The 26182-nt window shown below is 46.0% G+C and carries 20 protein-coding genes and 1 other RNA gene; 15 read left to right on the top strand and 6 right to left on the bottom strand.

The genetic code is table 11. The features are described from left to right. Window positions 1-74 precede the first annotated feature (74 nt). Complete coding sequence (gene trxA, locus B0G85_RS01615; protein ID WP_100378691.1) at window positions 75-401, bottom strand: thioredoxin TrxA; 327 nt, start codon at window positions 399-401, stop codon at window positions 75-77. 120 nt (window positions 402-521) lie between these two features. On the opposite strand from trxA, the gene B0G85_RS01610 reads away from it, so the two are divergent. The 3 genes from B0G85_RS01610 (at window position 522) to B0G85_RS01600 (ending at window position 8013) form a co-directional block, all read left to right on the top strand. Then, window positions 522-3515, top strand: a complete 2994-nt coding sequence (locus B0G85_RS01610; RefSeq protein WP_100378690.1) for a PD-(D/E)XK nuclease family protein — start codon at window positions 522-524, stop codon at window positions 3513-3515. Further along, entirely contained in the window at window positions 3512-7051 is a 3540-nt protein-coding gene (locus B0G85_RS01605) for a UvrD-helicase domain-containing protein (protein ID WP_232725891.1), read from the top strand. Before B0G85_RS01610 ends, B0G85_RS01605 begins: the two co-directional genes overlap by 4 nt. A 119-nt stretch (window positions 7052-7170) precedes the next feature. Further along, complete coding sequence (locus tag B0G85_RS01600) at window positions 7171-8013, top strand: tetratricopeptide repeat protein (RefSeq protein ID WP_232725890.1); 843 nt, start codon at window positions 7171-7173, stop codon at window positions 8011-8013. Window positions 8014-8261: 248 nt separating this feature from the next. Here B0G85_RS01600 and B0G85_RS01595 read toward each other — a convergent pair whose 3' ends face one another. Then, entirely contained in the window at window positions 8262-9212 is a 951-nt protein-coding gene (locus B0G85_RS01595; RefSeq protein WP_100378688.1) for a tripartite tricarboxylate transporter substrate binding protein, read from the bottom strand. After that, window positions 9209-10276, bottom strand: coding sequence for a tartrate dehydrogenase (locus tag B0G85_RS01590; RefSeq protein ID WP_100378687.1), 1068 nt, complete (start codon window positions 10274-10276; stop codon window positions 9209-9211). The genes B0G85_RS01595 and B0G85_RS01590 overlap by 4 nt, the downstream gene beginning before the upstream one ends. A gap of 185 nt (window positions 10277-10461) precedes the next feature. Between B0G85_RS01590 and B0G85_RS01585 the strand changes: the two genes are divergently transcribed. The 3 genes from B0G85_RS01585 to B0G85_RS10420 are packed head-to-tail and all read left to right on the top strand — an operon-like array spanning window position 10462 to window position 12424. Further along, window positions 10462-10950, top strand: coding sequence for a LexA family protein (locus B0G85_RS01585; RefSeq protein WP_232725889.1), 489 nt, complete (start codon window positions 10462-10464; stop codon window positions 10948-10950). After that, complete coding sequence (locus tag B0G85_RS01580; protein ID WP_100378685.1) at window positions 10947-12257, top strand: Y-family DNA polymerase; 1311 nt, start codon at window positions 10947-10949, stop codon at window positions 12255-12257. Before B0G85_RS01585 ends, B0G85_RS01580 begins: the two co-directional genes overlap by 4 nt. A 35-nt stretch (window positions 12258-12292) precedes the next feature. Continuing rightward, window positions 12293-12424: a hypothetical protein gene (locus tag B0G85_RS10420; RefSeq protein ID WP_255408116.1), complete on the top strand. Its 132-nt coding sequence runs from the start codon at window positions 12293-12295 to the stop codon at window positions 12422-12424. Window positions 12425-12528: 104 nt separating this feature from the next. Here B0G85_RS10420 and B0G85_RS01575 read toward each other — a convergent pair whose 3' ends face one another. Both B0G85_RS01575 and B0G85_RS01570 read right to left on the bottom strand, forming a co-directional pair. Next, on the bottom strand, window positions 12529-13185 hold the full coding sequence (locus tag B0G85_RS01575; protein ID WP_100378684.1) for a putative quorum-sensing-regulated virulence factor: 657 nt from the start codon (window positions 13183-13185) through the stop codon (window positions 12529-12531). A gap of 60 nt (window positions 13186-13245) precedes the next feature. Further along, a complete protein-coding gene (locus tag B0G85_RS01570; protein WP_100378683.1) occupies window positions 13246-13929 on the bottom strand; it encodes an alpha/beta hydrolase in 684 nt (227 codons plus the stop codon). Between the two features lie 148 nt (window positions 13930-14077). Here B0G85_RS01570 and B0G85_RS01565 point away from each other — a divergent pair, with 148 nt between their 5' ends. Then, window positions 14078-14584 carry a DUF1993 domain-containing protein gene (locus tag B0G85_RS01565; RefSeq protein WP_100378682.1) on the top strand — a complete coding sequence of 169 codons (507 nt, stop codon included), beginning with the start codon at window positions 14078-14080 and terminating at the stop codon, window positions 14582-14584. A 225-nt stretch (window positions 14585-14809) separates the two neighbouring features. Here B0G85_RS01565 and ffs read toward each other — a convergent pair. After that, window positions 14810-14908: signal recognition particle sRNA small type (gene ffs, locus B0G85_RS01560), an RNA gene on the bottom strand. 32 nt (window positions 14909-14940) lie between these two features. On the opposite strand from ffs, the gene dnaX reads away from it, so the two are divergent. From dnaX to surE, 8 genes are all read left to right on the top strand, one after another. Next, on the top strand, window positions 14941-16605 hold the full coding sequence (gene dnaX, locus B0G85_RS01555) for a DNA polymerase III subunit gamma/tau (protein WP_100378681.1): 1665 nt from the start codon (window positions 14941-14943) through the stop codon (window positions 16603-16605). Window positions 16606-16718: 113 nt separating this feature from the next. Then, window positions 16719-17042, top strand: coding sequence for a YbaB/EbfC family nucleoid-associated protein (locus B0G85_RS01550; protein WP_100378680.1), 324 nt, complete (start codon window positions 16719-16721; stop codon window positions 17040-17042). A gap of 14 nt (window positions 17043-17056) precedes the next feature. Then, entirely contained in the window at window positions 17057-17680 is a 624-nt protein-coding gene (gene recR / locus B0G85_RS01545; protein ID WP_100378679.1) for a recombination mediator RecR, read from the top strand. A gap of 184 nt (window positions 17681-17864) precedes the next feature. After that, window positions 17865-19292 carry a carbohydrate porin gene (locus tag B0G85_RS01540; RefSeq protein WP_100378678.1) on the top strand — a complete coding sequence of 476 codons (1428 nt, stop codon included), beginning with the start codon at window positions 17865-17867 and terminating at the stop codon, window positions 19290-19292. 185 nt (window positions 19293-19477) lie between these two features. After that, window positions 19478-21019 (top strand): TolC family protein, encoded by a 1542-nt coding sequence (locus B0G85_RS01535; RefSeq protein ID WP_232725888.1) that lies wholly within the window; start codon window positions 19478-19480, stop codon window positions 21017-21019. Window positions 21020-21027: 8 nt separating this feature from the next. Next, on the top strand, window positions 21028-22287 hold the full coding sequence (locus tag B0G85_RS01530; RefSeq protein WP_100378677.1) for an efflux RND transporter periplasmic adaptor subunit: 1260 nt from the start codon (window positions 21028-21030) through the stop codon (window positions 22285-22287). Continuing rightward, window positions 22288-25368 (top strand): efflux RND transporter permease subunit, encoded by a 3081-nt coding sequence (locus B0G85_RS01525; RefSeq protein WP_100378676.1) that lies wholly within the window; start codon window positions 22288-22290, stop codon window positions 25366-25368. Then, the gene (gene surE / locus B0G85_RS01520; protein ID WP_100378675.1) at window positions 25368-26159 is read left to right on the top strand and encodes a 5'/3'-nucleotidase SurE; all 792 of its coding nucleotides are present in this window, start codon (window positions 25368-25370) and stop codon (window positions 26157-26159) included. Before B0G85_RS01525 ends, surE begins: the two co-directional genes overlap by 1 nt. The last annotated feature ends 23 nt before the right edge of the window (window positions 26160-26182 follow it).

Here is a 26182-nt window from a genome sequence, read left to right as displayed (position 1 = left end):
AGGAGTGCTTAATCGGGTTAAATTCGCCTTTAAAGTCACAGGCTCACTCGGTGAACCCGTGATTAAGGAACATCCTATAAGTGACTATCAATAAACGCCGTTAATTGGGATTTAGCCAAAGCGCCTACTTTTTGAGCGGCAACAGTGCCATTCTTAAATAAGATTAGCGTGGGGATACCGCGAATATTGAACTGGGCAGGTACGCCTGTATTCTCATCTACATTCATTTTGGCAATTTGTATTTTGTCGCCGTACTCGGTAGATAACTCTTCTAGAATAGGGCCAATCATCTTGCAGGGGCCACACCATTCAGCCCAGAAGTCTAGCAGGACGGGTTTATCGGATTTGAGAACATCTTGCTCGAAAGAAGCGTCAGTTACATATTTAATACCGGCACTCATGAAAATTCCTTATTTAATCTTATGTGGTTAAAGCGTTACAAGGCTTATATTAGCAATAAGCCAGACTTTACGCCTAAATTTTCAAAACAGACTAAAAATTAGACCTACCATCCGTTTCTGATGTCCCAGCCCTTTCCAGTCCTCCTTGATCAACAGCAGCCCCAGAGCTGGAGTGTCACGCCTAATGCCGATGCTTTAAAAACGCTGGCCCAGGGTATTTGGGATTGTGCGATCCAAACCCGGCAACACCCAATAGTGGTGTTGAGCACTGCGGGCCCTTTAATGGGGGTGCGAATAGCTTTAGAGAAATACCGCCCCAAAGAGCTTAATCCCCACATTGCGTTCTTACCCCAGGTATTAAGCTTTAATGATTGGTTAGAGTTGGCGCCTGGCGCTTGGAAGTTTCCTAAAAGGCAAACAGACCTGGAGCGTTGGCTATCAGTCTTTGTCAATTTACGAAAACACCGAGTACTCCAAGGCTGGTTTAAAGCCGAGAGTGAGGCCGGTGCTTGGGGGCTGGCGCAGGCAGTGATAGACGCATGCGATGTCTTATCGGAAATCGTGATGCCGCAACTGCAGCCTGAGTTAAACGCCTTATTAGAATCGCATACGCTGGATGTAGATGCTTGGCTTAAAAAAGTGGCATTTGCCCTAGATCAAGCGGTCGCTAAGGCCTATGTGGGACTCTCTCGTAAGGTGGTCGATGAAGAGTCTGCGGTATTGCTGGCTTTTTGGCGTCATCTCACAAGTGTTGGTGACCCAGTAATTCGAAAGCACTTAGCCATGGCAGCGCATTTACAGGCAAGCAAAGCTAGCACTTTAGTAGCCCGGCCATTTATATGGGTGCAAACGGCTGATGCAAAACCTGTTGACCACGAATTGATTGAGCAATACCTACTAAGTTATGCGCAATGGGCGCCCGTCCTGCAGGTAAATCTAGATTGGCAATCCGTAGCTCTATGGAGTGAGGCGCTGTGCGGTCAAGATGCAGAGGGGCAGATAGTCACTGCCGATCTTCAGGCAATAGAGCAAATTGAAAGCAATATTCAGTCTAGTAGCTATAAAGGCTGGAACCTACTAGCAGCAAGACGTTTTGAAGAGCTGGCCTGGGCTGCAACCAAAACGATTGAAGCGCATCTTATGTCGGGTAAAAAAAATATTGCCTTAGTCGCCCAAGATCGCTTAGCTGCACGTAGGGCGCGGGCCTTACTCAGTCGCCTAGGTAGTTCATTGCGTATTCGAGATGAGACCGGCTGGAAGTTATCTACTACACGTGCAGCCGCAGCCCTCGATTCTTGGCTGCAATTAATTCGTGCCCCCAAAGAGGGCCCCAGTGCCAATGTCTTGCTAGAGTTTTTACAGAATCCTTTTTTTGATCTTGCCCTGAGTCTCGATAAATCACCTGAAGTATGCATAGGACTTATTGCTCAACTAGAAGATATATTGATTGCTAGCCAAGCAAAGTCCGGATGGGAAACTTTTAGGGCAGCTATTGAACGAGCAAATGCTTATGCAGCGAGTAACGGGGGCGCACCTAACGCCCATTTATTAGAGCTGATTGATTTTGTCCAGAATCGACATCGTGCCTGGCAGTATGCGAGCGTCGATTGCTTAAGTGCATACAAGCACTTGCAAAAAAATCTACAAGAAACCGGCATGGCAGCGCGTCTTCAAAACGACTCTGCTGGGCAGCAGTTACTAAAAGTAATAGAGAGTTTTGATCTGAATGCAAGTGCATATCAAGAGGTGAAGATGCGCTTGCCAGAGTGGATGAGCCTATTAAAAACGGTGATTGAAGAGGCCTCTTATGAAGAGGTGGGTACGCAAGGCATAGCGACGCTCAGTATTCTGCCGCTCAGTTCCACACGCCTTCGCCAATTTGATGCAGTAATTTTAGTGGGCTGTGACGAACAGCAATTGCCGGCATTTGCAGAACCTCCTTTATTTTTCTCGGACACGCTTAATCGCTATCTCAAGTCATCGACCGTTACTGCACAATATATTCAGCAGGCTAGAGATCTTTCTCAGTTATTGGTCTCTTGCCAGCAGGTGGATCTACTTTGGCAAAGTAAAAGCAACAGTGGAGAGCCCTTGCGCCCATCAGCTTGGATTCAGCGTCTGCAAGCTCAGCTTAAAGATTGGAAGGTAGTTGAGGTCAGGTTCAAGCCTTATGAAACGCAATCACAACCAATGGAAATGGCCGTCAGCATTCCAGGGCAAGACTTAGCTATTCCACTCAGCGTTTCTCCAAGCGCTTATAAGGCTTTGCGAAGCTGTCCTTATCGATATTACGTTAGCAGCCTCTTAGGCCTTCGTAAAGCAAAAGAATTTGAAGAAGGTTTTGATGCTTCTTTGGTTGGCCAAACTTTACATGCGTTACTGAAGAACTTTTTTCAAGCACTTAAAACTGAAGGTAATAAGGCGCACTCACCGATACATGATGGACAAGAGGCTCGTCGTCAATGGATGCAAGAGCAGCTAACGCAATATTCTGAAAAAGAATTTGAGCGTCTGATTGCGGGAGATGCGAGAGTGCTGGGTACCTTGCGAGATTGGCAAAAACAAATCCCCAGCTTTGTTGATTGGCAACTCAAGCGTGAGCATGATGGCTGGACATATCACGATGCTGAACTACCAGTTGGCTTTACGTTGACCTTGATTGATCAGAATGGGGCGGAGCAAGCAATCCGAATTGCAGGCCGTGCCGACCGTTTTGACATTAATCAATTGAATGTGACTACCGCCGCCGTAATTGATTATAAAAATCAAGGCATCAAGAGGATTTCTGACCGTGCCGACCATATTTTGGATGATCCTCAGTTACTAATTTATGCACGTGGCGTCAATGAGAATGCCACTGCTGCACACCTGCCTGGACGAGAGGTAAAGCAGGCTGAGTGGGTTAGTCTTAAATCAACGCTAGATAAAGGTGAAGATAAAATTATTCGAGCACATCCAGTTCAGGATATGCCAGACATGATGCAGCAGTTTTCTGATCAGATTACCCAAGATTTAAATACGCTTTGGGCGCGTAAACCCATGAAAGCTTTTGCACCGGATAGTGTTTGCAAGTACTGCGAAGCCAGAGGTATTTGCAGGAAGGGGATGTGGTGAGCGAAGATTTTGATTACGCCATAGCTTGTAACCCACAAAACTCCGTCATCGTTTCCGCTTGTGCGGGTAGCGGTAAGACTTGGCTATTAGTCGCTAGGATGATTCGACTCTTATTGGCTGGTGCAAAACCTCAAGAGATCTTGGCATTGACTTTTACGCGCAAAGCCGCCCAAGAGATGCGCGATCGTCTCTATGGTTTGCTTGAGGAATTCTCAACAAGTGACGATGCAACCCTAATGAAGGAGTTGACTAATCGAGGTCTGAGCGAGCAACAGGCCCTCAAGTTACTTCCAGAAGCAAGGGCGCTCTATTTAAAAGTCTTGGCCAGTCCACAAGCGATTGTGATCGACACCTTTCATGGTTGGTTTGGTCGATTGCTAGGAGCGGCGCCTGTTTCTGCTGATGTTCAGCCGGGATTTAGCTTGCGGGAAGACGTCAAACGTCTTCAGGAAGAGTGTATGGAAGATTGGTGGGGAGATTTGCCTTCTCATCTTAAAAGTCACTATGACGTTTTGTTAGCAGAGTTCGGGGCTAGTGAAACTCAAAAATTCTTAATGGGTAATTACAGCCTATTTAAACAACGGGGTGCATGGATATTCTTTCAGGATGCTTGCCATGCCCAAGGAATGACCGCGATTGCAAATTTAGAACAATGCCTTCCTGATCTTCATAAGCCTAATCCATTGGAATTTTTTTGGCAGCAATCGCAAACCAAAGAGAATTTAGAACTTCTTTTAATATGCTTTAGCAATGGTACTGCCACCCAAAAAGGCCGCGTGCCTATTATTGAAAAAGCAATAGAGTTTTGGCGTACTGGAAAATCAGTGATGGAAATGGTCGATGAGTGGCAGACTCTTTTTCTGACACAAAAACAATCGCCCTTAGCCGATATTGCTAGCACTTCTGCGCCGATGCTCAGATACCTCACTAAGTCTGGCGGTGATCCAGCAATTATTACAGCCATTCGTAATGATTGGGTTCAGGCATTTGAAGCGCTGTTTGCTTGGCAAGGTGAGCAATTGATTTGGCGGCTCAATGATGCTTGGTTTGCGATGAGTCAAGCGATGCTGACCCATACGGCAAAAACAAAAGAGTCTATGCGAGTGCGTGACTTTGATGATTTAGAAATTGGCGTTAGTCAGTTAATGGCAGATCCAGCGCATGCCGCGTATCTTCAGGCGCGTTTAGATGCCAAGTACAGTCATATTTTAATTGATGAGTTTCAGGATACGAATCCCTTGCAGTGGCAGATCTTGCGCTCCTGGTTGGATGGTTATGGCGATGATGGTTCGATGCCAAGCGTATTTATTGTGGGCGACCCCAAGCAATCTATTTATCGCTTTCGCCGTGCTGATCCTCGATTGTTTAGTAGTGCCAGAGCCTTTCTCATTGCCAAGCTTAATGCTAAGCCTTTGTATCAAAATAAGACTCGCAGAAATGCACCAGCCATTAACAATACAGTAAATGCTCTCTTTTTAGCTGGGGCGCTACCACCTAGCTATGAGTATGTAAAGCAAGCTACTACGTGGGCAGCGCCTTCACTATCAACCCCGGATACCAATTATTCAAGTCAAGGCGAAGCCCAGCTACTACCCTTAATTGAGCGAGTAGAGCAGGAGCAGCCCGAACGCATCGGCTCGGCATTTGATAATGCGATAGAGGACTCTGGTCAAACGCTGAGCGTAAGACAGCGCTATGAGGAGGGTCAGCAGGTGGGGCGTCTCATTCATCACATTATGGCGACACGCTCAGTAGTAGATAAGAAGGATGGCAAAGAATATTGGCGGCCAGCTAGGGGTAGTGATTTCATCTTATTGGTAAAGCGCCGTCAGTATTTACCGCAGTTTGAGAGGGCATTACGTGAGGCAGGCTTGGCGTATGACAGCTCACGCCTGGGGGGGCTTCTAAACACATTAGAGATTGATGATCTGGTGGCATTGTTGACAGTCTTAGTTTCTCCAAGACATGATTTGCCTTTAGCTCAAGTGCTGAGAAGTCCTATTTTTAGCTTTACGGAAACCCAGATGCAGGCGCTCAGTATGAACATGGGTGATCCAGATACCCCATTTTCCTCATGGTGGGATGCGTTGCAGGCTTGTCAAAATCCACAAACTCAAAAAGCGGCACGTTATTTGGAGCATTGGCGTAATTTGGGCGAAGTTTTACCGGTTCACGATCTGTTAGATTTAATTTATAGCGAAAGTAATTTGCGTGTTCACTATGCTATTGCCGTTCAAAATTTAGCGCGTGCTCAGGTACTGGCAAATTTAGATGCCTTTTTAGAGCTTGCTTTAAATCAAGATGGCGGCCGCTATCCTAGCTTAAGTCGCTTTATTGACCAGATCAATACGATGCGTCGTGGCGATGTTGATGAAACTCCCGATGAGGGGGATGTAGGACTTGAAGCGGAAGCAGAGTCTAATGAGGACATTGGTGAGGTCGACGTTAACAGCGACATGTCGGAAGAGGACCAGCATAAGCGCGTAAGGGTGATGACCATTCATGGCGCTAAGGGTCTAGAGGCCCCCTTTGTTATTTTGCTCGACGCTAATAACACTGAGTGGAAGGCGCCTCATCGAGGTGTGCTACTCGATTGGTCTCCAGAAGAAGGTAGTCCAAGCCATCTTTCTCTCTACACCTCCAGGTCACTGACTGGTATACGCAAGACCATCTTTCAAAAAGAGAATGAAGTAAGTCAAAATGAAAATTGGAATTTACTTTACGTCGCCATGACAAGGGCCAAGCAAGGGTTATGGTTCAGCGGCGTGAAAAGTAGAGCTAACACGGGAGTTAATGAGCGCTCTTGGTACGGCAGGGCACTTTCTGCTGGCGTACAGATGATGGATCCTTCGGACTTTAATCAAGCGGCTCCTTTAGATGCATTTTCTCAGACTAAGGCAGTGCTAGGAAGTATGCCTTTTAAGATGGATCATTTTCAGATTGAGTGGGATCTTGCTCAGCAAGGCCATCTAGCCCATCTGAGCAAAATCGAGAGCGGCTCTTTGGCGCTAGAAAAAACGCAAACGCAGGAGCAGGGACTACCAGCGCTTGATCCAGAAATTCTAGAGGAGGGCATCCACTTTCATAAGCTTTTGCAGTTCCTCACCCCCCAGTCTGGAGATGCACCCATCGCGCATATGCAGAGTCAGCAACAACCCAAAGAGCAAGAGCTGATGAATTGGCTGGGTATCACTCATGCCGGCGCCCAAAAATTATTGGAGCGTGTACATCAGGTGTTAGAGGCGCCAGAGTTGCAGCGTTACTTTACGTCAGGCGAATGGATTCAGGCTTGGAATGAGATTGACATCGCCTCTGAAGATGGCAAGAGTTATCGGATAGATCGTGTTGTAGAGTTTAAAGACCACTTGGCTATTCTAGATTACAAGCTCACCATTCCAGAAGCGGATAGTGAGCAATATGAAAAATACCGCAAACAATTACAGGGCTATCAAAAGGAGTTATCACGCATTAGAAAAGATAAACCTAATAAAGCCTACTTAATTTCTTCTGCAGGCAGTATTAAAGAGGTGAATTAGGTATTTCAGCCTCTTGAAATCGCCCTAAAAGCCCTTATATATGTATGGATTAGCAAAAATACCCAAACTGGGGATAATCAAAATCTGTAGGCAATATCTCACAAGGAATCATGATGAAAATGCACAAGCTTATTAATGTACTAGTTGGCATATTTGCCGCAACAGTATTGCTGACTAGCAATGCCGCGTTTGCCGAAGCAACGCTGCCTGAGGTTTATCAAGCCATTCAGTCTGGGCAGATGGCTAAGGCCGGCGCCATGATGAAAGAGGTTCTGCAAAACCATCCCAATAGCGCGAAAGCGAACTATGTGGCTGCTGAGCTTTACCTAAAAGAAGGTAAGCTCGAGTTAGCGCGCAGCTATTTCGTTAAAGCGGAAAATTTAGCTCCTGGCTTGCCTTTTGTTAAAACAGAGTCTGTACAAAAACTGCAGGCGCAATTGGCTACTGGCGCTCCATCTATTGCAACAAGCGCTAACCCAGCATCAATTTTTAGCAATCCCATTTTTTGGGGTTTGATTGCAATTTTGATCGTGGGTATCGTCATTGTGATGAAGCGTCGCGCTAAAAATGCGGTTCAAGTCTATAACGCCCCAAGTGCTGCTTACTCTGGTGCGTCAGGCGGACCCGCTCCTTATCCCGCTGGTCCTGGTGGCCCAGGCTACCCTAGTGCTCCTGGTACCCCGGCAGCGGGTATGGGTGGCGGCTTAATGGGTAGCTTAGCAACTGGTGCTGCATTAGGTGCTGGTATGTATGCAGGCCAAGCTTTGGCTAGCAATTTATTTGGTGGGCATAGCAATGGTAATTCCGGAGCAGATCATGCTGGTAACTCAAATATGAGTCAAGTGGGCGGCCCAGCATCCATGGATCCTAATTTTGGAGTTCGCGATACTAGCTCTTGGGATGATGGTGGCGCAAGCTCATGGGATGACAATGGCGGCGGCGATTTTATGAGCGACGTCTAAGGGTGACTGCATTAATGCGCCATTGGCCCGAAATGATTGAAGTAGGGCATGCTTGGTTGTATCGAGCAAGCATTTACACCTCTCATGCATTTTTAGATGATCCAGCTATCCTCGCTTTTGCTTTTTGCTGAAAGCTAAGCGAGCAAATAAGTTACTCGGTCCCCTCAAAAAATAAGCCCTGAATTAGAGGGCTTATTTTTTTATTGCTTAGCTGTGCGCTCAAGAGACTGAGCAATGCAATAGCAGCGCTACTTGATCATTCCTGCATTCTTGGCATCGTCCATTGCCTGAGGAATTTTCTCTTTCATAAAAGCGGGCATTTTTGCTAAGGGAACATCCACAATGACAAATCCTGAATCCTCCAGCTTTTTCTTGGTTTCTGGATCAGCATTGAGCTGTGCAAAGTAGTCTGACATCCTTTGCTGCAAGATCAATGGTGTGGACTTCGGTACCGCAACACCGCGATAGGCGCCATCCACCCAATTTAAGCCCAGCTCTTTAAAGGTAGGGACATCTGGTAGAGCTGGGTTACGCTTTTCAGTAGCAATAGCGAGGGTGCGCACTTTGCTTTTTTGTTGAATAGCTAGTGGTAAGTAACCCATTGCCCCATCCACATGCATTCCAATCAGGGCAGTGATTAAATCGCCCGTTCCTTTAAAGGGGACGTAATTAATTTTGACACCAGCCAACTTATTTAAACGTTCTACTGCCATATGGTTGGCTGAGTATTGTGCCGATCCAGCAAGATTGAGTTTTCCGGGCTCTTTTTTAGCGGCAGCAATAAATTCTTGATAGGTTTTATATGGACTATCCGCTGAGACCATCAGCGCATCAGGTGTGAAGTGATAATAGTAGATCGCACTAATATCATCAGTCTTGTACTGAATGCCCTCTTGCAGTGGTTGCAAGATGATATGGGGGATATTAACACCCACTACTGTGGTGCCGTCAGCTGGGTAGGTGTTCAGAGCGCTCCAGACAAGTGCACCACCAGCGCCGGCACGATTCATAACCACCATAGGCTGTTTAAACTTCTTAGCAGAGATATCCGCTTGATAGCGTGCCACTAAATCAGATTCGCCTGCGGGCGGAAATGGAATGATGTATTGGATGGTTTTATCTGGGAATGGCTGGGCACTCACTGCTGAGATGATGCTAAATGAGAGTGCGATAGCCTTAATTAATGTATATAGCTTCATTTGGAAATCTCCTCAATAACTGCATTAGTGACATCACTCATCATGGCGGTACCCCCTAAGTCACGAGTATGTAATTTGGGGTTTGCAGTGACTGCTTCGATAGCTTTCATGAGCTTTTTAGCAAGCTCTTTTTCACCTAAGAAATCGAGCATCATGACTGCTGACCAAAAGGTACCGATGGGATTGGCAAGTCCTTTGCCCATGATGTCAAATGCGGACCCATGAATCGGTTCGAACATAGATGGGTAGCGACGCTCGGGATCTAGGTTAGCAGTGGGCGCAATACCCAGGCTACCAGCCAGTGCAGCCGCCAAGTCACTAAGTACGTCAGCATGCAAGTTGGTTGCAACAATCGTATCAAGGGATTCTGGGTGGTTGACCATACGTGCAGTAGCTGCATCAACCAACTCCTTGTCCCAGGTGACGTCCGGAAAGTCTTTGGCAACCAGGCGAGCGATTTCATCCCACATCACCATGCCATGGCGCTGGGCATTTGATTTAGTGATCACTGTTAAATGTTTACGAGGGCGAGACTGCGCTAACTGGAATGCAAAGCGTTGTACGCGCTCTACACCAACGCGCGTCATGATGCTCATATCAGAGGCGACTTCAATTGGATGCCCTTGGTGCGCTCTGCCACCCACACCAGAGTATTCGCCTTCCGAGTTCTCACGTACGATGACCCAGTCGAGTTGATTGGGCTTGCAATTACGTAGGGGGCTTTCAATACCGGGCAATATGCGAGTAGGCCTGACATTGGCGTATTGATCAAATCCTTGGCAGATCTTAAGGCGTAGACCCCATAGTGTGATGTGATCCGGAATATCAGGATCACCAGCCGAGCCAAATAAAATGGCATCTTTGGTGCGCAAAGGCTCAAGACCATCAGCTGGCATCATGACGCCATGTTTGCGGTAGTAGTCACCACCCCAATCAAAGTGTTCGAATGCAAAGGCGACTTCAGGATGTTGTTTGCTTAAGGCATTTAATACCTTCTCGCACTCTGGAACGACTTCTTTGCCGATGCCATCACCTGGAATTGAGGCGATTTGGTAAGTCTTCATGGGTCTCCTAGAGCTATTTTCTTTGAATGAAGGAATACTGTAATTTCATTATGAGGGCGCTGAGTAGCTAAAGACCTTGGGGTTTACGAGTAGAGGGCTGGGTTACCCGGGGTCAAAACAACAAAAACTAGGTCATTTTTAATGTTTTTACATATACTGTATAAACATACAGTATATTAATGACTATGACGACTCAAGCAATCCCTCCAGAAGTGACATTAACTCAGGCCCCACAAGGCATAGCAGCCTATTCTACTTTTGAATTGACGCTGCTCAGTCACCGCATTTCAGCAGGATTTCCGAGTCCGGCCGCCGATTATGCTGAAAAAAGCCTCGATTTAAATAGCTACCTAGTCCAGAACAAGCCAGCCACCTTCATGTTTACCGTACAAGGGGATTCAATGATGGGTGCGGGTATTTGTGATGGGGACAAAGTAGTGGTCGATAAAGCCCTTAAGCCAAAACACAAAGATATCGTGGTTGCCGTTGTTGATAGTGAATACACCATTAAGCGTCTCTATCAATTGCGAGGTCGTATTGAGCTCCAGCCAGAAAACCCACGCTACGAGCCTATTACCTTTAATGAGAACAGTGAGCTCCAAATCTGGGGTGTAGTGGTAGGCGTAGTTCGTAAATATAGCCATGCCAGCAGTCGAAATGGTAAGTCAGCATGAGCAGCATTAATAGCAAGATGCCAGCAGGTCAACTTTTTGCCCTAGTCGATGTCAATAATTTCTACGTATCGTGTGAGCGGGTATTTGCTCCGAAGTTGGAGGCTGTGCCGATGGTGGTGCTATCAAATAATGATGGTTGCGCAGTAGCACGCAGCGCGGAAGTTAAAGCGCTTGGCGTCAAAATGGGTACCCCTTGGTTTCAGATGCAAGAGCTAGCTAAGAAGCATGGCATTCAAGCGTATTCATCAAACTACACTTTATATGGCGATATGAGTGACAGGGTGGTAGAGGTCTTAAAAACCTTTACCCCCAATCTCGAGGTCTACAGTATTGATGAGAGCTTTTTGGCGATTGAGACGGTACTCAAGCAATATACCGATCCAAGTCAATTAGGCCAAGTCATTAAGCAGCGAGTTAAAGATACTACGGGCTTACCAGTTTGCGTTGGCATTGGTGCTAGTAAGACGCTAGCAAAGTTGGCCAATCATTTAGCAAAAAAACACCCGCAATTTGCAGGCGTATGCGATATCAGCTCGATGCCTAATGAAGCGCTCTATCAGTGGATGACAGAAACATCGGTGGGCGAAGTATGGGGTGTTGGCAAGCAGCTTACTAAGAAGCTGAGAGCACTACATATTCATACTGTATTTGATCTCTTTCAGGTATCGCCACAATCGATGCGTCAACAGTTTGGCGTAGTGATCGAACGAATTTGTTACGAGTTACGAGGTGTCTCTTGCTTGCAGTTGGGCGAAGTAGCACCAGCAAAGCAGCAGATTGTTTCTTCACGCAGTTTTGGTAAGTCTGTTGAGGTAATGGAGCAGCTAGCTGAATCCGTTGCTACCCACGTTGCTAGAGGCGCAGAAAAACTCCGCAGTCAAAAATCAGTCACGGGCTCACTCACAATCTTTGTGCAGACAAATCCTCACAAACAATACGAGCCACAACATCATCAAAGCATCACGATTGCCTTGGCTGACCCCAGTGATAACACGCTCACATTAACGACGGCAGCTCTCAAAGGTTTAAAGCAAATTTACAAGACGGGCTTTAAATATAAAAAGGCCGGAGTGATGCTGAGCTGTCTGGCAGATAAGCCAACAGTACAACAATCTTTATTTGATGATATGGAAGTTAAGGGAAGATCTGCCCATCTAATGAGGGCAATGGACTCTATTAACAGCCGCTTTGGTAACGCCGTGCTGAGAACAGCCGCATCTGGCACTGAGCAAGATTGGCAGATGCGCTCAGCCAATCGATCCCCAAATTACACCACTCAGTGGAATGAATTACCAGTAGTGCAATAACTAACTAATGACAAAAATTAAACAAGGAGAATTACATGGAACTATTGAATAACTTTAACGGCATCTCTTTAGCAATCATCATCGTTTTATCTTACTGTGCAGTGCTAAAAAGTACAAAGCGTTACGAGCAAACGAAGCAACAGGTGTTTAGCCGGAAATATCGGTAAGTATCAAGCAGCGCTAGTAGGCGGTAGGCAGGTAAGTAGTAGCCCAGGAACGGGGAATGAGGAAATCACGGATTCCTTACTCCCCGAGTGGGGGTCAATATTAATTAGGCTTCTAAGGCTTTGCGTAAAAAAGCATTCACATTATCCTGCCGAAGCATCCATTGTTTATAGTCTTTAGGCACTTGGCTAATGGGCTCGCCTTTGTGCTTTCCAAAGGGCATGATGGTCGGTATGCGAGCCTTCTCAGACATCTCCCATAAAGCATCTAAAGAGGATGGCTTAAGCTTATCCAAAATGTGCCCTAGAATCTTCGAGCAAATACCGACGTCTGCTAATGCACTGTGTGCATCACGCAGTTGCTCGCGCGCAGTGGCTCTTTCAAAGAAATACAGTAGGGCGCTTTGCGTATGGCTATCCAGTTCAGGCCATAGGCTACGGGCTAGTGCCAAAGTGCAAATCCGTTTGACCTCAGGACTACCAATCGCCTCCCAGTCAAAATCAATGCTGTGACCGATGAGATATTTGATGCCACTTGGCAATTTAAATGAGCTACTGGCAGGGCAATGCACAAGCTCTTCGTCCATGATGTGATGAGTTGCTAAAGCACCCAGGCTAATAGGCTTACCTGGGTTATAGCGCTGCACCCAAGGATTGCCTACCTCAAGCGGATTGATCGACAGGACATCCAAAGAGGCGGCCTCAATAATGACCGCATCGTTCTTATCGGTTGCTTCTACATCAAAAATAATGGCTTGGGACATGTGCATTTCTTTACAGGTTACAAAAATAAGAGGTTTGTAAATACGTCGTTCTGCCGTGAATCAAGCGGAGACGGTGAATATGCGGCGTAAAAAATGACCCATATCAATCATCTCAATCGGGTGAACGGAATGCTCCATCGCATAGCTTTTCCACTGAACGTGATAGCCACTAGCAGTTAGTAGATCTCTCGATTGCTCGCTGCGCTGCGGAATAATCACCGCATCCCAATCGCCATGCGCCATAAAAATGGGGGTATCGATATTAGCGGAACTACGTTCAGCCCCTAAGGATGTTGCAAGAGGTAAGTAGCCTGATAGAGCCATAATTCCAGCTAGGCGATGAGGAAAGCGTAGACCAGTATGGAGTACCATCGCACAGCCTTGAGAGAAGCCCGCCAATACAATCTTGTCATAGGCAATGCCACGAGAAGCTTCTTTTTCAATAAGCGCGTTAATGGCTTTGGCGGAATGTTCAATTCCGATACGATCTTCTTCAGCGTTATCGCTTCTACTGATGATGTCATACCAAGCTGGCATTACGTAGCCACCGTTGACGGTTACCGGTATGCTGGGAGCGCTGGGAAAAATAAACCGAATACCAGGGCAACCCGATAGATCTAATTGCGGTGCTAATGAAGCAAAGTCGCTTCCGTCTGCCCCAAGACCATGTAACCAAATGATGGCAAGAGTTGGATGATCCGAGGTTTGAATTTCAATACAAGGCAGAAGTTCAGTTGATTCCATGGGCTTTTAGCTTAAATTAGGTAAAAGTCTATTTTAAGACGAGTATTCTATTTAATGTATTAAATTAAATGAACTTGATCTGATCGAATCAAGGCCATTTAATGACAGTATTATTTCACTATCCAGCTACCTAAACGGAATCTCATTGATGACAATTTCTATGTACCAGGCCAGCGTGCCACGTCTTGCGAATGCGCTTCGTAACTTATCTAATGTGCTTGATAAAGCTCAGGCTCATATCGATACGAAAAAGCTAGATGCCAATGTATTTTTACAATATCGATTATTTCCAGATATGCTCAATTTCACAAGACAAGTGCAGATTGCAAGCGATACAGCAAAGGGCGTAGTTGCTCGTCTAGCAGGGGTCGATATTCCGGCTTACGAGGATTCGGAAGTAAGCATCGAAGAGCTTAAAGCGCGCATTACAAAAACAATTACTTTTATTGAAGGTTTTAAGCCGGAGCAAATTGATGGCACTGAAGATAAAGATATCGTGACCAAGCGGAGCGATAAAGAAACCCACTACAAGGGAATGCAATTCCTATTAGGGCATGCTATTCCTAACGTGTACTTTCATGCATCGATTGCATTCTCTATTTTGCGTACTAATGGAGTGGAGATCGGTAAAAGAGACTATTTAGGAAACCCTTAACTGCGCAGCTATTTTTTTTCGGCATCCAATGGGTTTGAAACAGCCATTGGATGTTTTATCTAAGCCTACAACTTAGACTAAATATCGATACTGCGCGAGCAAAGTGATCGTCTTTAATTTATTTAAAAGTGACGCAGCAAGGTGACACAGTAAAGTGACACAAATCGCTGTATTAGGACCTCATAAAATCTTAATCCATTAACAAACAACGACTTACAAAATAGGGTGGACGAGCCTGACCCCCGGCACTGGCAGAGAATGGGTTTGGCTGCTTCGTTCCCGACCTGACCAGGTTATCCAGCCCACCATGCGAGGAGGCCCGTCCAATTCTATTTTAGCTTGTTAGAATGTAATACATGACAGCTTTAGCTTTAGCCCGTTCGTGGCGCCCTAAAACATTCTCCCAATTGGTGGGACAGGACCATGTAGTCAAGGCCTTGACCCATGCTCTAGACCAGGGCCGCCTTCACCATGCCTGGCTCTTTACAGGCACCCGCGGGGTAGGTAAGACCACTATTGCCCGAATTATGGCAAAAGCTCTCAATTGCACTGGGGAAGATGGTCAAGGTCGGATGACTTCGGAGCCTTGCGGAAAATGCCCAGCTTGCTTGGAAATCGATGCAGGTCGGTTTGTTGACTATATTGAAATGGACGCTGCAAGTAATCGGGGTGTCGATGAGATGGCCCAGTTATTGGAAAAGTCGGCTTACGCACCTAGCAATGCGCGTTATAAGGTTTACATGATTGATGAGGTGCATATGCTCACAAACCATGCCTTTAATGCCATGCTCAAGACTTTAGAAGAACCACCAGAGCACGTTAAATTTATTCTAGCAACCACTGACCCTCAAAAGATTCCAGTCACCATTTTGTCGCGGTGCCTACAGTTCAACCTAAAGCAAATGCCAGTACCTTTAATTGTTGAGCACTTGGAAAAGGTACTCGCTGCAGAAAATGTGGCTCATGAAACTAATGCACTACGGGTATTGGCTAAGGCGGCACAAGGCTCGATGCGGGATGCGCTCTCATTGACGGACCAAGCCATTGCTTATGCTGCTGGCAAAGTTTCTGAAGAGGCTGTAAGGGGCATGCTGGGTACCCTAGATGACGCCTACCTTATTCGCATTCTGGACTCTTTAATTAGCAAGGATGGTGCAACGCTTTTAGCGATCGCGAACGAGATGGGTGAGCGCAGTATGTCTTTCTCTTTAGCATTAGCCGATCTATCAAGTTTGATTCAGAAAATTGCTGCCGCTCAAATTGTTCCTGAATCCGTTTTAGAGGATTGGCCAGAAGCAGCAGAAATTCGTCGTTTGGCGGCTGTATTAAGTAGGGAGGAAGCTCAACTCTTCTATCAAATCAGCATCACGAGTCGCCCTGATTTATCGCTTGCGCCAGATGAGCAAACTGGATTTGCCATGACGCTCTTGCGTATGCTCGCTTTTCGCCCTGGAAATGATTCGCCCAATGCTCCTAGATCGGGCGGATCACCTCCCGTCGGAAATACCCCCAAACCAATAGCTCCGTCAGCGTTAGCGGTATCTGCTTCCGTAAGATCTGTGCCTATCCCCATCTCAGCATCGGTTGCCCCGGTTCCAGCGATGGCAGCGCCAGCAGATCTGAGTCCTTCCAGTGCCGATCGCCCAGACTGGCATGCCTTGATGCGTCAGTTACCGTTCAAAGGAATGGTTCAGCAGTTGGCGTTTCAAACTGAACTACAAGAGTGGCATGATTCTGCTGCGGGTGTGCGTGTAACGATTGTGACTCCCATGCCACAGCTTGCCTCAGATGCTTCAGTTGGTCGTCTGGCAGATGTCTTGAGCACACACTTTGGGAAGCCGGTGAAGGTCATCATTGAGAAGGGTGCAGTTGAAGTGAAGACGGTTGCCAAGGTAGACGCCCAGATTCATCAAGAGAAAAGACAAAATGCTGAGCAAATGATTGCCCAAGATCCTTTCATTCAGCAGTTGGAAAGAGAATTTGGGGCAACCGTAGTTGGTGGTTCTGTTAAGCCGCTATAAGGCTGGCTTTACTCTCTTACGCTTGCCTTTACTTTGACCCTTACATTTGCATTCACTCTTATTATTATCAGCAAACCAATATCAACCCATTTGTATACAAAGGAATAGAAGCGATGATGAAAGGTGGCCTTGCTGGCTTGATGAAACAGGCCCAGCAGATGCAAGAAAAGATGAAAGTTGCGCAAGAGCAATTGGCTGCGCTAGAAGTGAGTGGCCAAGCAGCTAATGGCTTAGTCATAGTGACAATTTCTGGTAAGCATGAGATGAAGCGTGTGCAGATTGATCCAGCTGCTATGGATGATCGTGAGATGTTGGAAGACTTAATTTTGACTGCCTATGCCCAAGCATTCAAACAAGTAGAGGCTGCCAATACGCAAGTGATGTCTGGCGCTACTGCTGGCATGCCAATGCCTCCTGGTTTTAAGCTCCCATTTTGATGGCGAATTTCTAAATGGCACGTCAAGAAACGCCTCAAGATGCGCTTGGTCGCTTGATTGAAGCGCTCAGAGTGTTGCCGGGTGTTGGGCCAAAGTCAGCGCAGCGCATGGCCTTCTATTTGCTTCAGCACGACCGTAATGGCGCAGCCTTGTTAGCGCAGTCACTAGGAGAAGCGGTAGAAACGGTGGGTCACTGTGCTTGCTGTAATACCTTTTCAGAAACCCCGATTTGTATTACCTGCAGTGACGATCGCCGTGATCCATCCTTACTTTGTATTGTGGAGACGCCAGCGGACCAAGTCATGGTAGAGCAGACTCTAAGCTTCAAAGGAAATTACTTTGTACTGATGGGTCGTATTTCACCGCTGGATGGCATGGGGCCTAATGAGATTCATTTTGATCGATTACTCAACCGTATCGAAGCCCCCACTGCTGGTATAGCGGTGAGAGAGGTTGTCCTGGCCACGAATTTCACTAGTGAAGGTGAGGCTACTGCGCACTATATTGGTGAAGTCTTGAAATCTAAGGGCATCAAAGTCACCAGAATAGCCAGAGGTATTCCGGTAGGAGGTGAGCTTGAATATGTTGATGCTGGAACCTTGGCCAGAGCGCTAATGGATCGTCGCTCTGTTAGCTAAGCACCCAACACGGCTTCTGAGCAGCTGTATCGGTCACTAAAACGACATAAATTCTAGGTAAATTGATACTTTTTAGTGATAATTTGCCTTGTGTATGCGTTGAACTCAACGCTAAACACCTACCTTAGTATTCCTGTTTTAGACCTCTTGAGGGCTACCTCCACTAATTATTGTGAAATCGTGAATGACCCGCAAGCCTGATTCTCTGCTTTTACTCGGTGTATTGAGTGTCACATTAAGTGTGTTCCTTAGTACAACTGTATTTGCTCAAAAGGCAGGATCAGGCGCCGATCAGGTAGCCAGTTTTGCGTCACCGATTCAAGATTTGCCCACTGAAGGCACTCTCTTTGGCTTACCGGTAAACATACACGGTCAAACTACCTACATTAATCAACGTTATAACAACTTCACATCCTCTTATTCGGGGATGAATAGTCTAAATGCAGATAAGGCCATGAGTTACACCTGGTCAGGTACCTTGTACTTGGGTGCACGTATCGCACCGAATACAGATGTGTACTTCAACCCTGAGGTAGTTTCTGGCGTAGCATTTTCTGGCTTGACTGGATTGGGGGGTTTTACCAACGGAGAGGCTACTAAAGCTAATGGGGCGGCTGCGAAGTTTTACTCCGCGCGTGCGTTTGTTCGCCAAACCCTAAATCAGGAGGGTGATAAAGTCGTTCTGGAAAACGAAGCCAATCAAATCACGCAAACAGTGAGCAGCAATCGCGTGGTAATTACTGGCGGTCAGTTTTCCACTTTAGATATTTTTGATGATAGTCGTTACGCTAAAGATCCCCGTATACAGTTTATGAACTGGGGCAATATGACCTACTTAGCATATGACTATGCTGCTGATGCTCGTGGTTACAGCTGGGGCTTAGCAGGGGAGTGGTATCTGGATAACTGGGTCATGCGCGCCTCTCGAATGCTGGCACCAAAATCACCCAATGGCCGTGACCTCAATTGGCAAATTTTTAATAGCTATGGCGATCAGGTAGAAGTAGAGCGCCAACACTATATTGCCAAATTACCAGGTAAGGTGAGTGTTTTGGCTTACCGCAACAAAATGATCCTGGCTCGTTTTCAGGATGCGACAAACTACGTTATCCAGAATAATGCTCAGGGAACACAGGCCATCAATAATGTTCGCTCTAGCGCCCAGATTAAAACGGGCGTCGGTATTCACGGGGAGCAAGCATTAACCAAGGATTTAGGTATTTACGCACGCGCCTTCACATCAGATGGCCATACAGAGACGATGTCATTTACTGAGGCGGATAACTCCATTTCAGTTGGTCTAGGAATGAATGGGTCAAGCTGGCAGCGCCCAAAAGATAGCGTCGGTATCTCAATGATGCAAAACGGTTTATCAAGTTACCGCCGCAGCTATCTCCAGTCAGGAGGTGTTTCATATTTCATTGGTGACTATGCCAGCCGCAATCAAACTATCTCCTATACGCCGGAGCGGATTAGCGAGGTGTATTACAACGCAATGGTTGTTCATAATGTTCTGGCAGGGTTGAACTTTCAACACGTGATTAACCCCGCCTATAACGCTGCCCGCGGCCCAGTCAACATTCTGTCTTTTCGAATACATGCTGAGTTTTAGTCTTTTAATTGCTTAGACGCGAGTAAATATAATTATTGCGTTTAGAATCAATAAGTTACAAATACTTAATCTATAGACTTTTGGTCTATCTCGCCTATAATCACTGCAACCCGCAATGAATGCAAGAAAATCTGCATTTGGGATCATAAAAATAGCATTAATACAGATTTTCAGAGGCAGTCGATTTGATTCTCAGCCATCACAAAACTAACATCGCTATTTTGACCTTCTTACATGTGCGCCTGCCGCTGCGGGTGGCTTACATTGTTGCCGCTACAGCTAGCCTATTACTGATCAATCCGTGCTTTAGTCAAAATACGCCCGCCAGTGTGACTGTTCAGACGAGTGATTCCAAGGATTTGCTAGTAGCTCCACCAGCGATCAGCAGCGAGCTCAGTTCTGGCTCAAACCCTGCTAAAGCAGCATCTCTCTTTGCCCCGGTGACTTCAAAAGATACTCCAAAGATTTATACCAAGGGGACGCCATCCGGACCTTCAGATATGGATTTACGGCAGCTCTGGTTAGAGCTGAAGTTGAACAATCCGCAGCTATCTTCTTTGCGCGAATCCTATCTTTCTGCCAAGGCAACCGTACCGCAAATTAACGCACCGGCTAATCCACAGGTCGGACTGGTTTGGTCTGGTATGCCACCGGGATCACCATTTGCATTGGGTGGGGCAAATGCACCTTCACAACAGAATCCTGGCGGTATTAGCAGTAATAACTCTATTTCTATTGCGCAGCCGTTTCAGTTTCCCGGCAAGAAAAGTCTTGCGTCCGATATCGCCAATACCAATGCCGAAGCGCTGCTGGCTCAAAGTGAATCGACTTACTTGCAGTTGGGCGCCCAACTCTCTACCCTCTATTACAACGCGTTAGCATCACAGAAGCAGTTGCAGGCTCTCAAAGAATCCGTAATGCGCTTAGAGATGATTAAGAATGTAGCCAGAGCGCGTTACTCTAATAATGCTGCTGCATATGTGGAGTATCTCAATGCCCAGGTATCACAAAGTGCTGCGCAGGCCGATCAGTTTAATGTTGAGCGTCAGCTGCAAGTCTCACTCAACAACATTAATACCTTAGTAGGCCGTCATTCAAGAGAGCGTCTTGTGTTGCGGGGTGATGTATCTCGTGCAATTAATAACGTGCCTACCTTACTCGAATTGGAGGACTACGCCGAATCTAGTCATCCCTCCCTCAAGAGCTCTGCCTTGCAACTAGAGGCTGCACGCAAGGGTGTGGATCTTGCTAAAAAAGCTTATCTGCCAGACTTTCAGGTGATTGGCTCATCCTTCACGCCACGAGGCCCCTTTGCATCCAATAATGGAACGATGTTCTATCAACTTGAGCTTGATCTGGTTATTCCTTTGTATTTCTTTACCAAGGAAAAGTATGGTGTTGAGCAGGCACAGCGTAATCAAGCTGCAGCTGAGGCGGGTAATATATCTAATCGCCAGCAGATTGTGCTGGCAGTCAACAGTGCCTACGCTGCATTTGAGCAAGCCAAAAACCAAAATCAATTTTTAAGAGATCGCCAAGTTCCGCAGGCGGATGCTGCATATAAGGTTGCCTTAACTCAGTACTCAAATAATGGGCAAGGGTTTAATGATCTACTCACAGCACAAACGCAATTACGCGCACTTGAAGTTCAATTAGCATTTGCACAGAGCAATCTCTTGCAGGCGCAAACAGTATTACTGGCTACAGCTGGTAAAGAACCTTTTTAGGGAGCAGCATGAAGGAAAAGATAACTCGGCTATTGGATAAAGTGAAGCAACATTTGCTCAAGTTATTGGCACATGTTTTACATAAAGTGAATGAGAAAAAAACAACTTTTGTAGCCGCTTATTGGGCCCTAAAGTTTGAAACACGCGCACGCATTCGTTTAGGCTTTACTTGTTTTTCTGTTTTACTAATAGGCATCATCATTGGTTTAATTTTTAACGTAAACCGTCCAATTAAATTGGAAAAATCTGACCGCAGTCTCCGAATTGAAAAAACGGGTGCAATGGAGATTACTCTAACTGGTATCACCCTCGATCCAAATATATATATTTTTCAAAATGCTGAAAAGGTGTCTGTTCCGGTTGAAATAAAAGTCCCTGGGCGCTTGGCCTTTAATGCCGAAAAGTCAAAAGTGCTATCAGCACGGGCGCCTGGAAGAGTGGAGCGTATTTACGCTTTTGATGGTGCCTCAATTAATGTTGGTTCACCAGTAATCGAGTTATATAGCCCAGAGTATATTTCTGCCCAGCAAGAGTATTTACTTTCTTCCAAAACGGCGCAAATTCTTCAGTCAAATAAATCGATGGGTGATTTGTTAGGAGATGCGCAGATCACTCAACAGGCTGCTGCAAACCGCATGCGTAATTTAGGCGCCAGTGACGGTGACATCAAAGCCCTAGAAAGAAGCGGTAAGTCACAAAATAATCTGATAATGCACTCACCCATTGAGGGTGTTGTGGTTAAGCGCGCTGTAGATCCAGGTGCTGTTGTTAGTGCGGGTGATGTCATGGCTACTCTAGCTGATCCTAAAGCGCTATGGTTTTTAGGAAATATTTTTGAGCAAGATATTCGTAGAATCCAAAAAGGGCAAACCTTAATATTGCGATCGGAAGCCTATCCCGATAAAGAATTCATTGCTAAGGCAAACTACATTGCCCCTGCGATTGACCCAGAAACGAGAACTTTATTAATCCGTTGTGATGTTGAGAATATTGATGGTCTTTTGCGCTCCGACATGTATATCTCCGCTAAGTTGCAAACTGGAACAGCCGATGCTGTTGTGTTGCCTCAGTCAGCAATTGTGCGAGTGCGTGAAATGCGTTACGTAATTATTAGAACTGGTGCAGACAAATTTAGGCGATTTGCAGTAAGCGGCTACGACTTGGATGGAAAGCGCTTTGCCGTTACCGAGGGAATTGAGCCCGGTATGCAGGTGCTTACTGATGGCGCAGTTTTATTAAATGACCGCTTTGCGAAACAGGAGGAGTAATTGAGCTTTGTAACCTCTTTTATACGGGATGTCATTCAGAAGCGCATATTGATACTGGTGTGTTCAGTTGTGCTGCTCATCATTGGCGCTTTCAGTTTGAAGCAATTACCCATTCAACCCTATCCCGGGGTAGCCCCACTGACAATTCAGGCAATTTCACAATGGCCTGGTAGAAGTACAACGGAAGTAGAACAGCAGGTTACTATTCCTGTTGAGAATGCTCTAGCTGGCATTCCTGGGGTAAAAACATTTCGCTCCGTATCTTTATTTGGTCTTTCAGTAGTCACTTTGAAATTTGAAGATTCTGCCGATCCATTTAAGTCGCGCCAGACATTTATCTCTAATCTTGGAAATATTACCTTTCCTCAGGGCGTTAATTCAAGCGTAAGTCCTGACTCTGATGCTACTGGTGAAATCTTGCGCTACCAAGTTCAGTCAGACTACGCAAGTCCAACACGCCTAAAAACGTTACAAAATTATGAGATTTATAAAGAGCTGAAGCAAACCCCTGGAGTTGCTGATATCTCTTCTTTTGGTGGCAAGGTAAGGCAGTATCAGGTCATCATCAGTCCTGAAAGCCTTCAGTCCAAGAATGTTAGTGTTGCACAAGTTATTGCAGCCTTAACAAGTGCGAATGACAATACTGGCGGTGGTGTTTTACCCAGTGGGTCTCAGCAGTTTGTTGTCCGTGGTGTAGGCCTTCTGAGAAATTTAGATGACATAAAGCAAGTAGTCATCGTAGTGAATAAAGGCACCCCTATTCGTATTGGCGACGTAGCCGAGGTGGTTATTGGTAATGCCCCAAGATTAGGTATTTTTGAATTCAATGACAATCCAGATGCTGTTGAGGGTATCGTGTATCTGCGTCGCGGAGAAAATGCCTCAGAGGTATTGGCTCGCGTGAGGGATAAAATTGCAACTATCAATGATCATATTTTGCCCCCAGGCATTCAGGTCAAACCCTTTTACGATCGTCAGGTTTTATTAGATATTACTGTTGGAACGGTAAAACATACAATGTTTTTTGGGATCACAATGGTCCTAGCATTGCTTTATATTTTCTTGGGTAATTTTAGAGCTGCTATGGTGGTAGCTGCTGTGATTCCACTTGCACTGTGCGTATCGTTTATTCAGATGTATATTTTTAACGTACCAGCAAACCTCATCTCCTTGGGTGCCATTGATTTTGGGGTAATTGTGGATGCTGCCGTGATCATTACTGAAAATGTAATGCGACATCTAGAGGATGACCACAAACGAGTTAACCAAGGCATTATTTTGGCAACAAGCGAAGTTCAACGGGCGATGGTGTATTCGACCAGCATTATTATTGTTGCTTATTCCCCCTTATTCTTGATGGGTGGTGTCGAGGGAATTATTTTTAAACCTATGGCATTCACCATGGGTTTTGCATTGATTGCTTCAATTATCTTAAGTCTTACCTTTATTCCGGCGATGCTTTCTCTAGCCTTTTCAAAAAACTTTAGCCATTCTCCGCCTAAGTTTATTTCTTGGATGTTGCGGCTTTATCGGCCCCTATTGCGCAAATGGATGGACTATCCTCGGCATGTGATTTCTATCTCACTATTAATATTGGCAGTGACGCTATTTAGTGCTACACGTTTGGGCACTGCCTTTCTGCCCACGCTCGAGGAAAATAATATTTGGCTCAGAGTAGTGCTCCCTAATACCGTTGACCTAAACTATTCAATCAAAATTGCGAATGAGTTGCGGGAGAAATTTATTAAGCAACCGGAGTTAGAGAAGGTTGCTGTTCAAATTGGGCGCCCTGATGACGGCACTGATTCAACAGGTGTTTTTAATCAAGAATATGGGCTCTATCTCAAGGCGCCTGAGGACATGCCTAAAAATAGCAGTAAGGCTAAGCTAATTAAGCGACTTCAAGAGGAGTTGAATACGATTCCTGGTGTCACCTATAGCTTCTCCCAGTATATTCAAGACAACGTCAATGAAGCTCTATCCGGTGTTAAAGGTGAAAATTCAATCAAGATTTATGGATCAGACCTTGAGGTACTTAATCAAAAGGCAGTTGAGGTTCTTGAGCAACTCAAGAAGGTTCAGGGCATTGAAGACGAGGGGATCTTACGAGAGCTGGGTCAACCAACTTTAAATATTCAAATTGATCGTGAGCGAGCTGCGCGATATGCCATTAATGTGAATGATATTCAGACCCTAGTCGCCAATGCTATTGGGGGTTCATCTGTAACCAACTTCTTAGAAGATGAGAAGACATTTGGCGTGGCTGTGCGACTGAACGAAGCAAGTCGCAATGATGTGCCTGATATCTCGGCTTTATTAATCGATACTCCTAGCGGAATTAAAATCCCCCTCAATATGGTGGCGACTGTAAAGTTAACTGATGGCCCGTTCTTCATCTATCGGGAGGCAGGAAAACGCTATATTGCTGTGATCTTCAGTGTGCGTGGTCGTGACTTAGGTAGCGCTGTCGAGGATGCTAAATTCTTAGTTGAGAGAAATGTTTCGTTGCCTGGAAATTATTCAATTTCATGGGATGGTCAATTTAATCAAATGAAGGCAGCCCAGAAAAAGTTGATGGTGATCATTCCTTTGACTTTGATAGCTATTTTTCTGTTGTTGGTGACGGCGCTTGGTAATGTGCGTGATGCAGTAATTGTGTTGATAAACGTACCTTTTGCAGCGATCGGTGGGATTATTGCCTTACATTTTGGCGGAGAGACTCTGAGTATTTCGGCTCTATTTGGGTTTTTGTCGCTGTTTGGTATAGCGATTCAGGATGGCGTTATCTTGATCTCTTACATCAATAAAACTATCGCAGAGGACCATGTTGGAATGAAAAATGCGATGGTAGAAGGCGCCTCCCTACGTGTCCGCCCTGTATTAATGACTGCCATGTTGGCTGGTTTGGGTTTATTGCCCGCAGCCTTATCGCATGCAATAGGTTCTGAGGCTCAACGTCCATTGGCACTCGTGATCGTTGGCGGCATGATTACAACGACAATTTTGACTCTTTTGGTGTTACCTGTTATCTATGGATGGTTTAGAGGCCGTACCTTTACAAAAGCTCAGGGAGCTGTTTAATGAGCAATGATTATCAGCCCCACATCCTAATCTCAAATGATGATGGCTATCTTGCACCTGGCCTACTTGCTTTAGTAAACGCGATTCGTCCACTAGGGCGAGTAACGGTGATTGCTCCTGAGCAAAACCATAGCGGCGCTTCTAACTCATTGACCTTATCAAGGCCTTTATCAATACATCGTGTGGCCGGTGGAGAGCGCGACGGATTTCTGTTTATTAATGGCACCCCAACAGATTGCGTACATATTGCGATGACTGGCTTTCTGGATGAGAAACCGGACTTGGTTGTTTCGGGCATCAACCAAGGTGAAAATATGGGCGAAGATACTCTGTATTCAGGTACTGTGGCAGCTGCTGTCGAGGGCGTTATGTTTGGTGTTCCCGGAGTGGCTTTTTCACAAATCGACAGGGGTTGGAATCTAGTTGATGATGCCGCTAAAGCTGCGCACGATATTGTTGCGCAAATGCTTGCGTCTAAACTCACTCATACTGAAGGAGCCGCTACTTTGCTCAACGTCAACATTCCGAATCGACCCTATGCCGATCTCGGTCGTTGGCGTGTTACGCGTTTAGGTAATCGCCATCATTCACAACCAGTGGTAGTGCAAAAAAGTCCCCGAGGTGATGAAATTTACTGGATCGGGGCTGCAGGTGATGCTAAAGATCGCTCTGAAGGCACCGATTTTCATGCTATCAACGAGGGGTGTATCTCGATAACACCGATGCAATTAGACTTAACGCACCACGCCCGTTTAGCCGCATTGCGTGCCAATGGATGGGATCGCGGTTGAAGCCTGCGGCAGAGCGTTTAGCC

The organism is Polynucleobacter brandtiae, assembly GCF_002797575.1.
GTDB lineage: Bacteria > Pseudomonadota > Gammaproteobacteria > Burkholderiales > Burkholderiaceae > Polynucleobacter > Polynucleobacter brandtiae.
Note: the sequence above shows the minus strand (reverse complement) of the source record. Positions and strands in the feature narration are given on the sequence as shown.

What these genes read in the sequence shown, in the direction of transcription:
- trxA (WP_100378691.1), bottom strand. Translation starts at nt 401, where the DNA reads ATGAGTGCCGGTATTAAATATGTAACTGACGCTTCTTTCGAGCAAGAT.
- B0G85_RS01610 (WP_100378690.1), top strand. Translation starts at nt 522, where the DNA reads ATGTCCCAGCCCTTTCCAGTCCTCCTTGATCAACAGCAGCCCCAGAGC.
- B0G85_RS01600 (WP_232725890.1), top strand. Translation starts at nt 7,171, where the DNA reads ATGCACAAGCTTATTAATGTACTAGTTGGCATATTTGCCGCAACAGTA.
- B0G85_RS01595 (WP_100378688.1), bottom strand. Translation starts at nt 9,212, where the DNA reads ATGAAGCTATATACATTAATTAAGGCTATCGCACTCTCATTTAGCATC.
- B0G85_RS01590 (WP_100378687.1), bottom strand. Translation starts at nt 10,276, where the DNA reads ATGAAGACTTACCAAATCGCCTCAATTCCAGGTGATGGCATCGGCAAA.
- B0G85_RS01585 (WP_232725889.1), top strand. Translation starts at nt 10,462, where the DNA reads ATGACGACTCAAGCAATCCCTCCAGAAGTGACATTAACTCAGGCCCCA.
- B0G85_RS01580 (WP_100378685.1), top strand. Translation starts at nt 10,947, where the DNA reads ATGAGCAGCATTAATAGCAAGATGCCAGCAGGTCAACTTTTTGCCCTA.
- B0G85_RS10420 (WP_255408116.1), top strand. Translation starts at nt 12,293, where the DNA reads ATGGAACTATTGAATAACTTTAACGGCATCTCTTTAGCAATCATCATC.
- B0G85_RS01575 (WP_100378684.1), bottom strand. Translation starts at nt 13,185, where the DNA reads ATGTCCCAAGCCATTATTTTTGATGTAGAAGCAACCGATAAGAACGAT.
- B0G85_RS01570 (WP_100378683.1), bottom strand. Translation starts at nt 13,929, where the DNA reads ATGGAATCAACTGAACTTCTGCCTTGTATTGAAATTCAAACCTCGGAT.
- B0G85_RS01565 (WP_100378682.1), top strand. Translation starts at nt 14,078, where the DNA reads ATGACAATTTCTATGTACCAGGCCAGCGTGCCACGTCTTGCGAATGCG.
- dnaX (WP_100378681.1), top strand. Translation starts at nt 14,941, where the DNA reads ATGACAGCTTTAGCTTTAGCCCGTTCGTGGCGCCCTAAAACATTCTCC.
- B0G85_RS01550 (WP_100378680.1), top strand. Translation starts at nt 16,719, where the DNA reads ATGATGAAAGGTGGCCTTGCTGGCTTGATGAAACAGGCCCAGCAGATG.
- recR (WP_100378679.1), top strand. Translation starts at nt 17,057, where the DNA reads ATGGCACGTCAAGAAACGCCTCAAGATGCGCTTGGTCGCTTGATTGAA.
- B0G85_RS01540 (WP_100378678.1), top strand. Translation starts at nt 17,865, where the DNA reads ATGACCCGCAAGCCTGATTCTCTGCTTTTACTCGGTGTATTGAGTGTC.
- B0G85_RS01530 (WP_100378677.1), top strand. Translation starts at nt 21,028, where the DNA reads ATGAAGGAAAAGATAACTCGGCTATTGGATAAAGTGAAGCAACATTTG.
- surE (WP_100378675.1), top strand. Translation starts at nt 25,368, where the DNA reads ATGAGCAATGATTATCAGCCCCACATCCTAATCTCAAATGATGATGGC.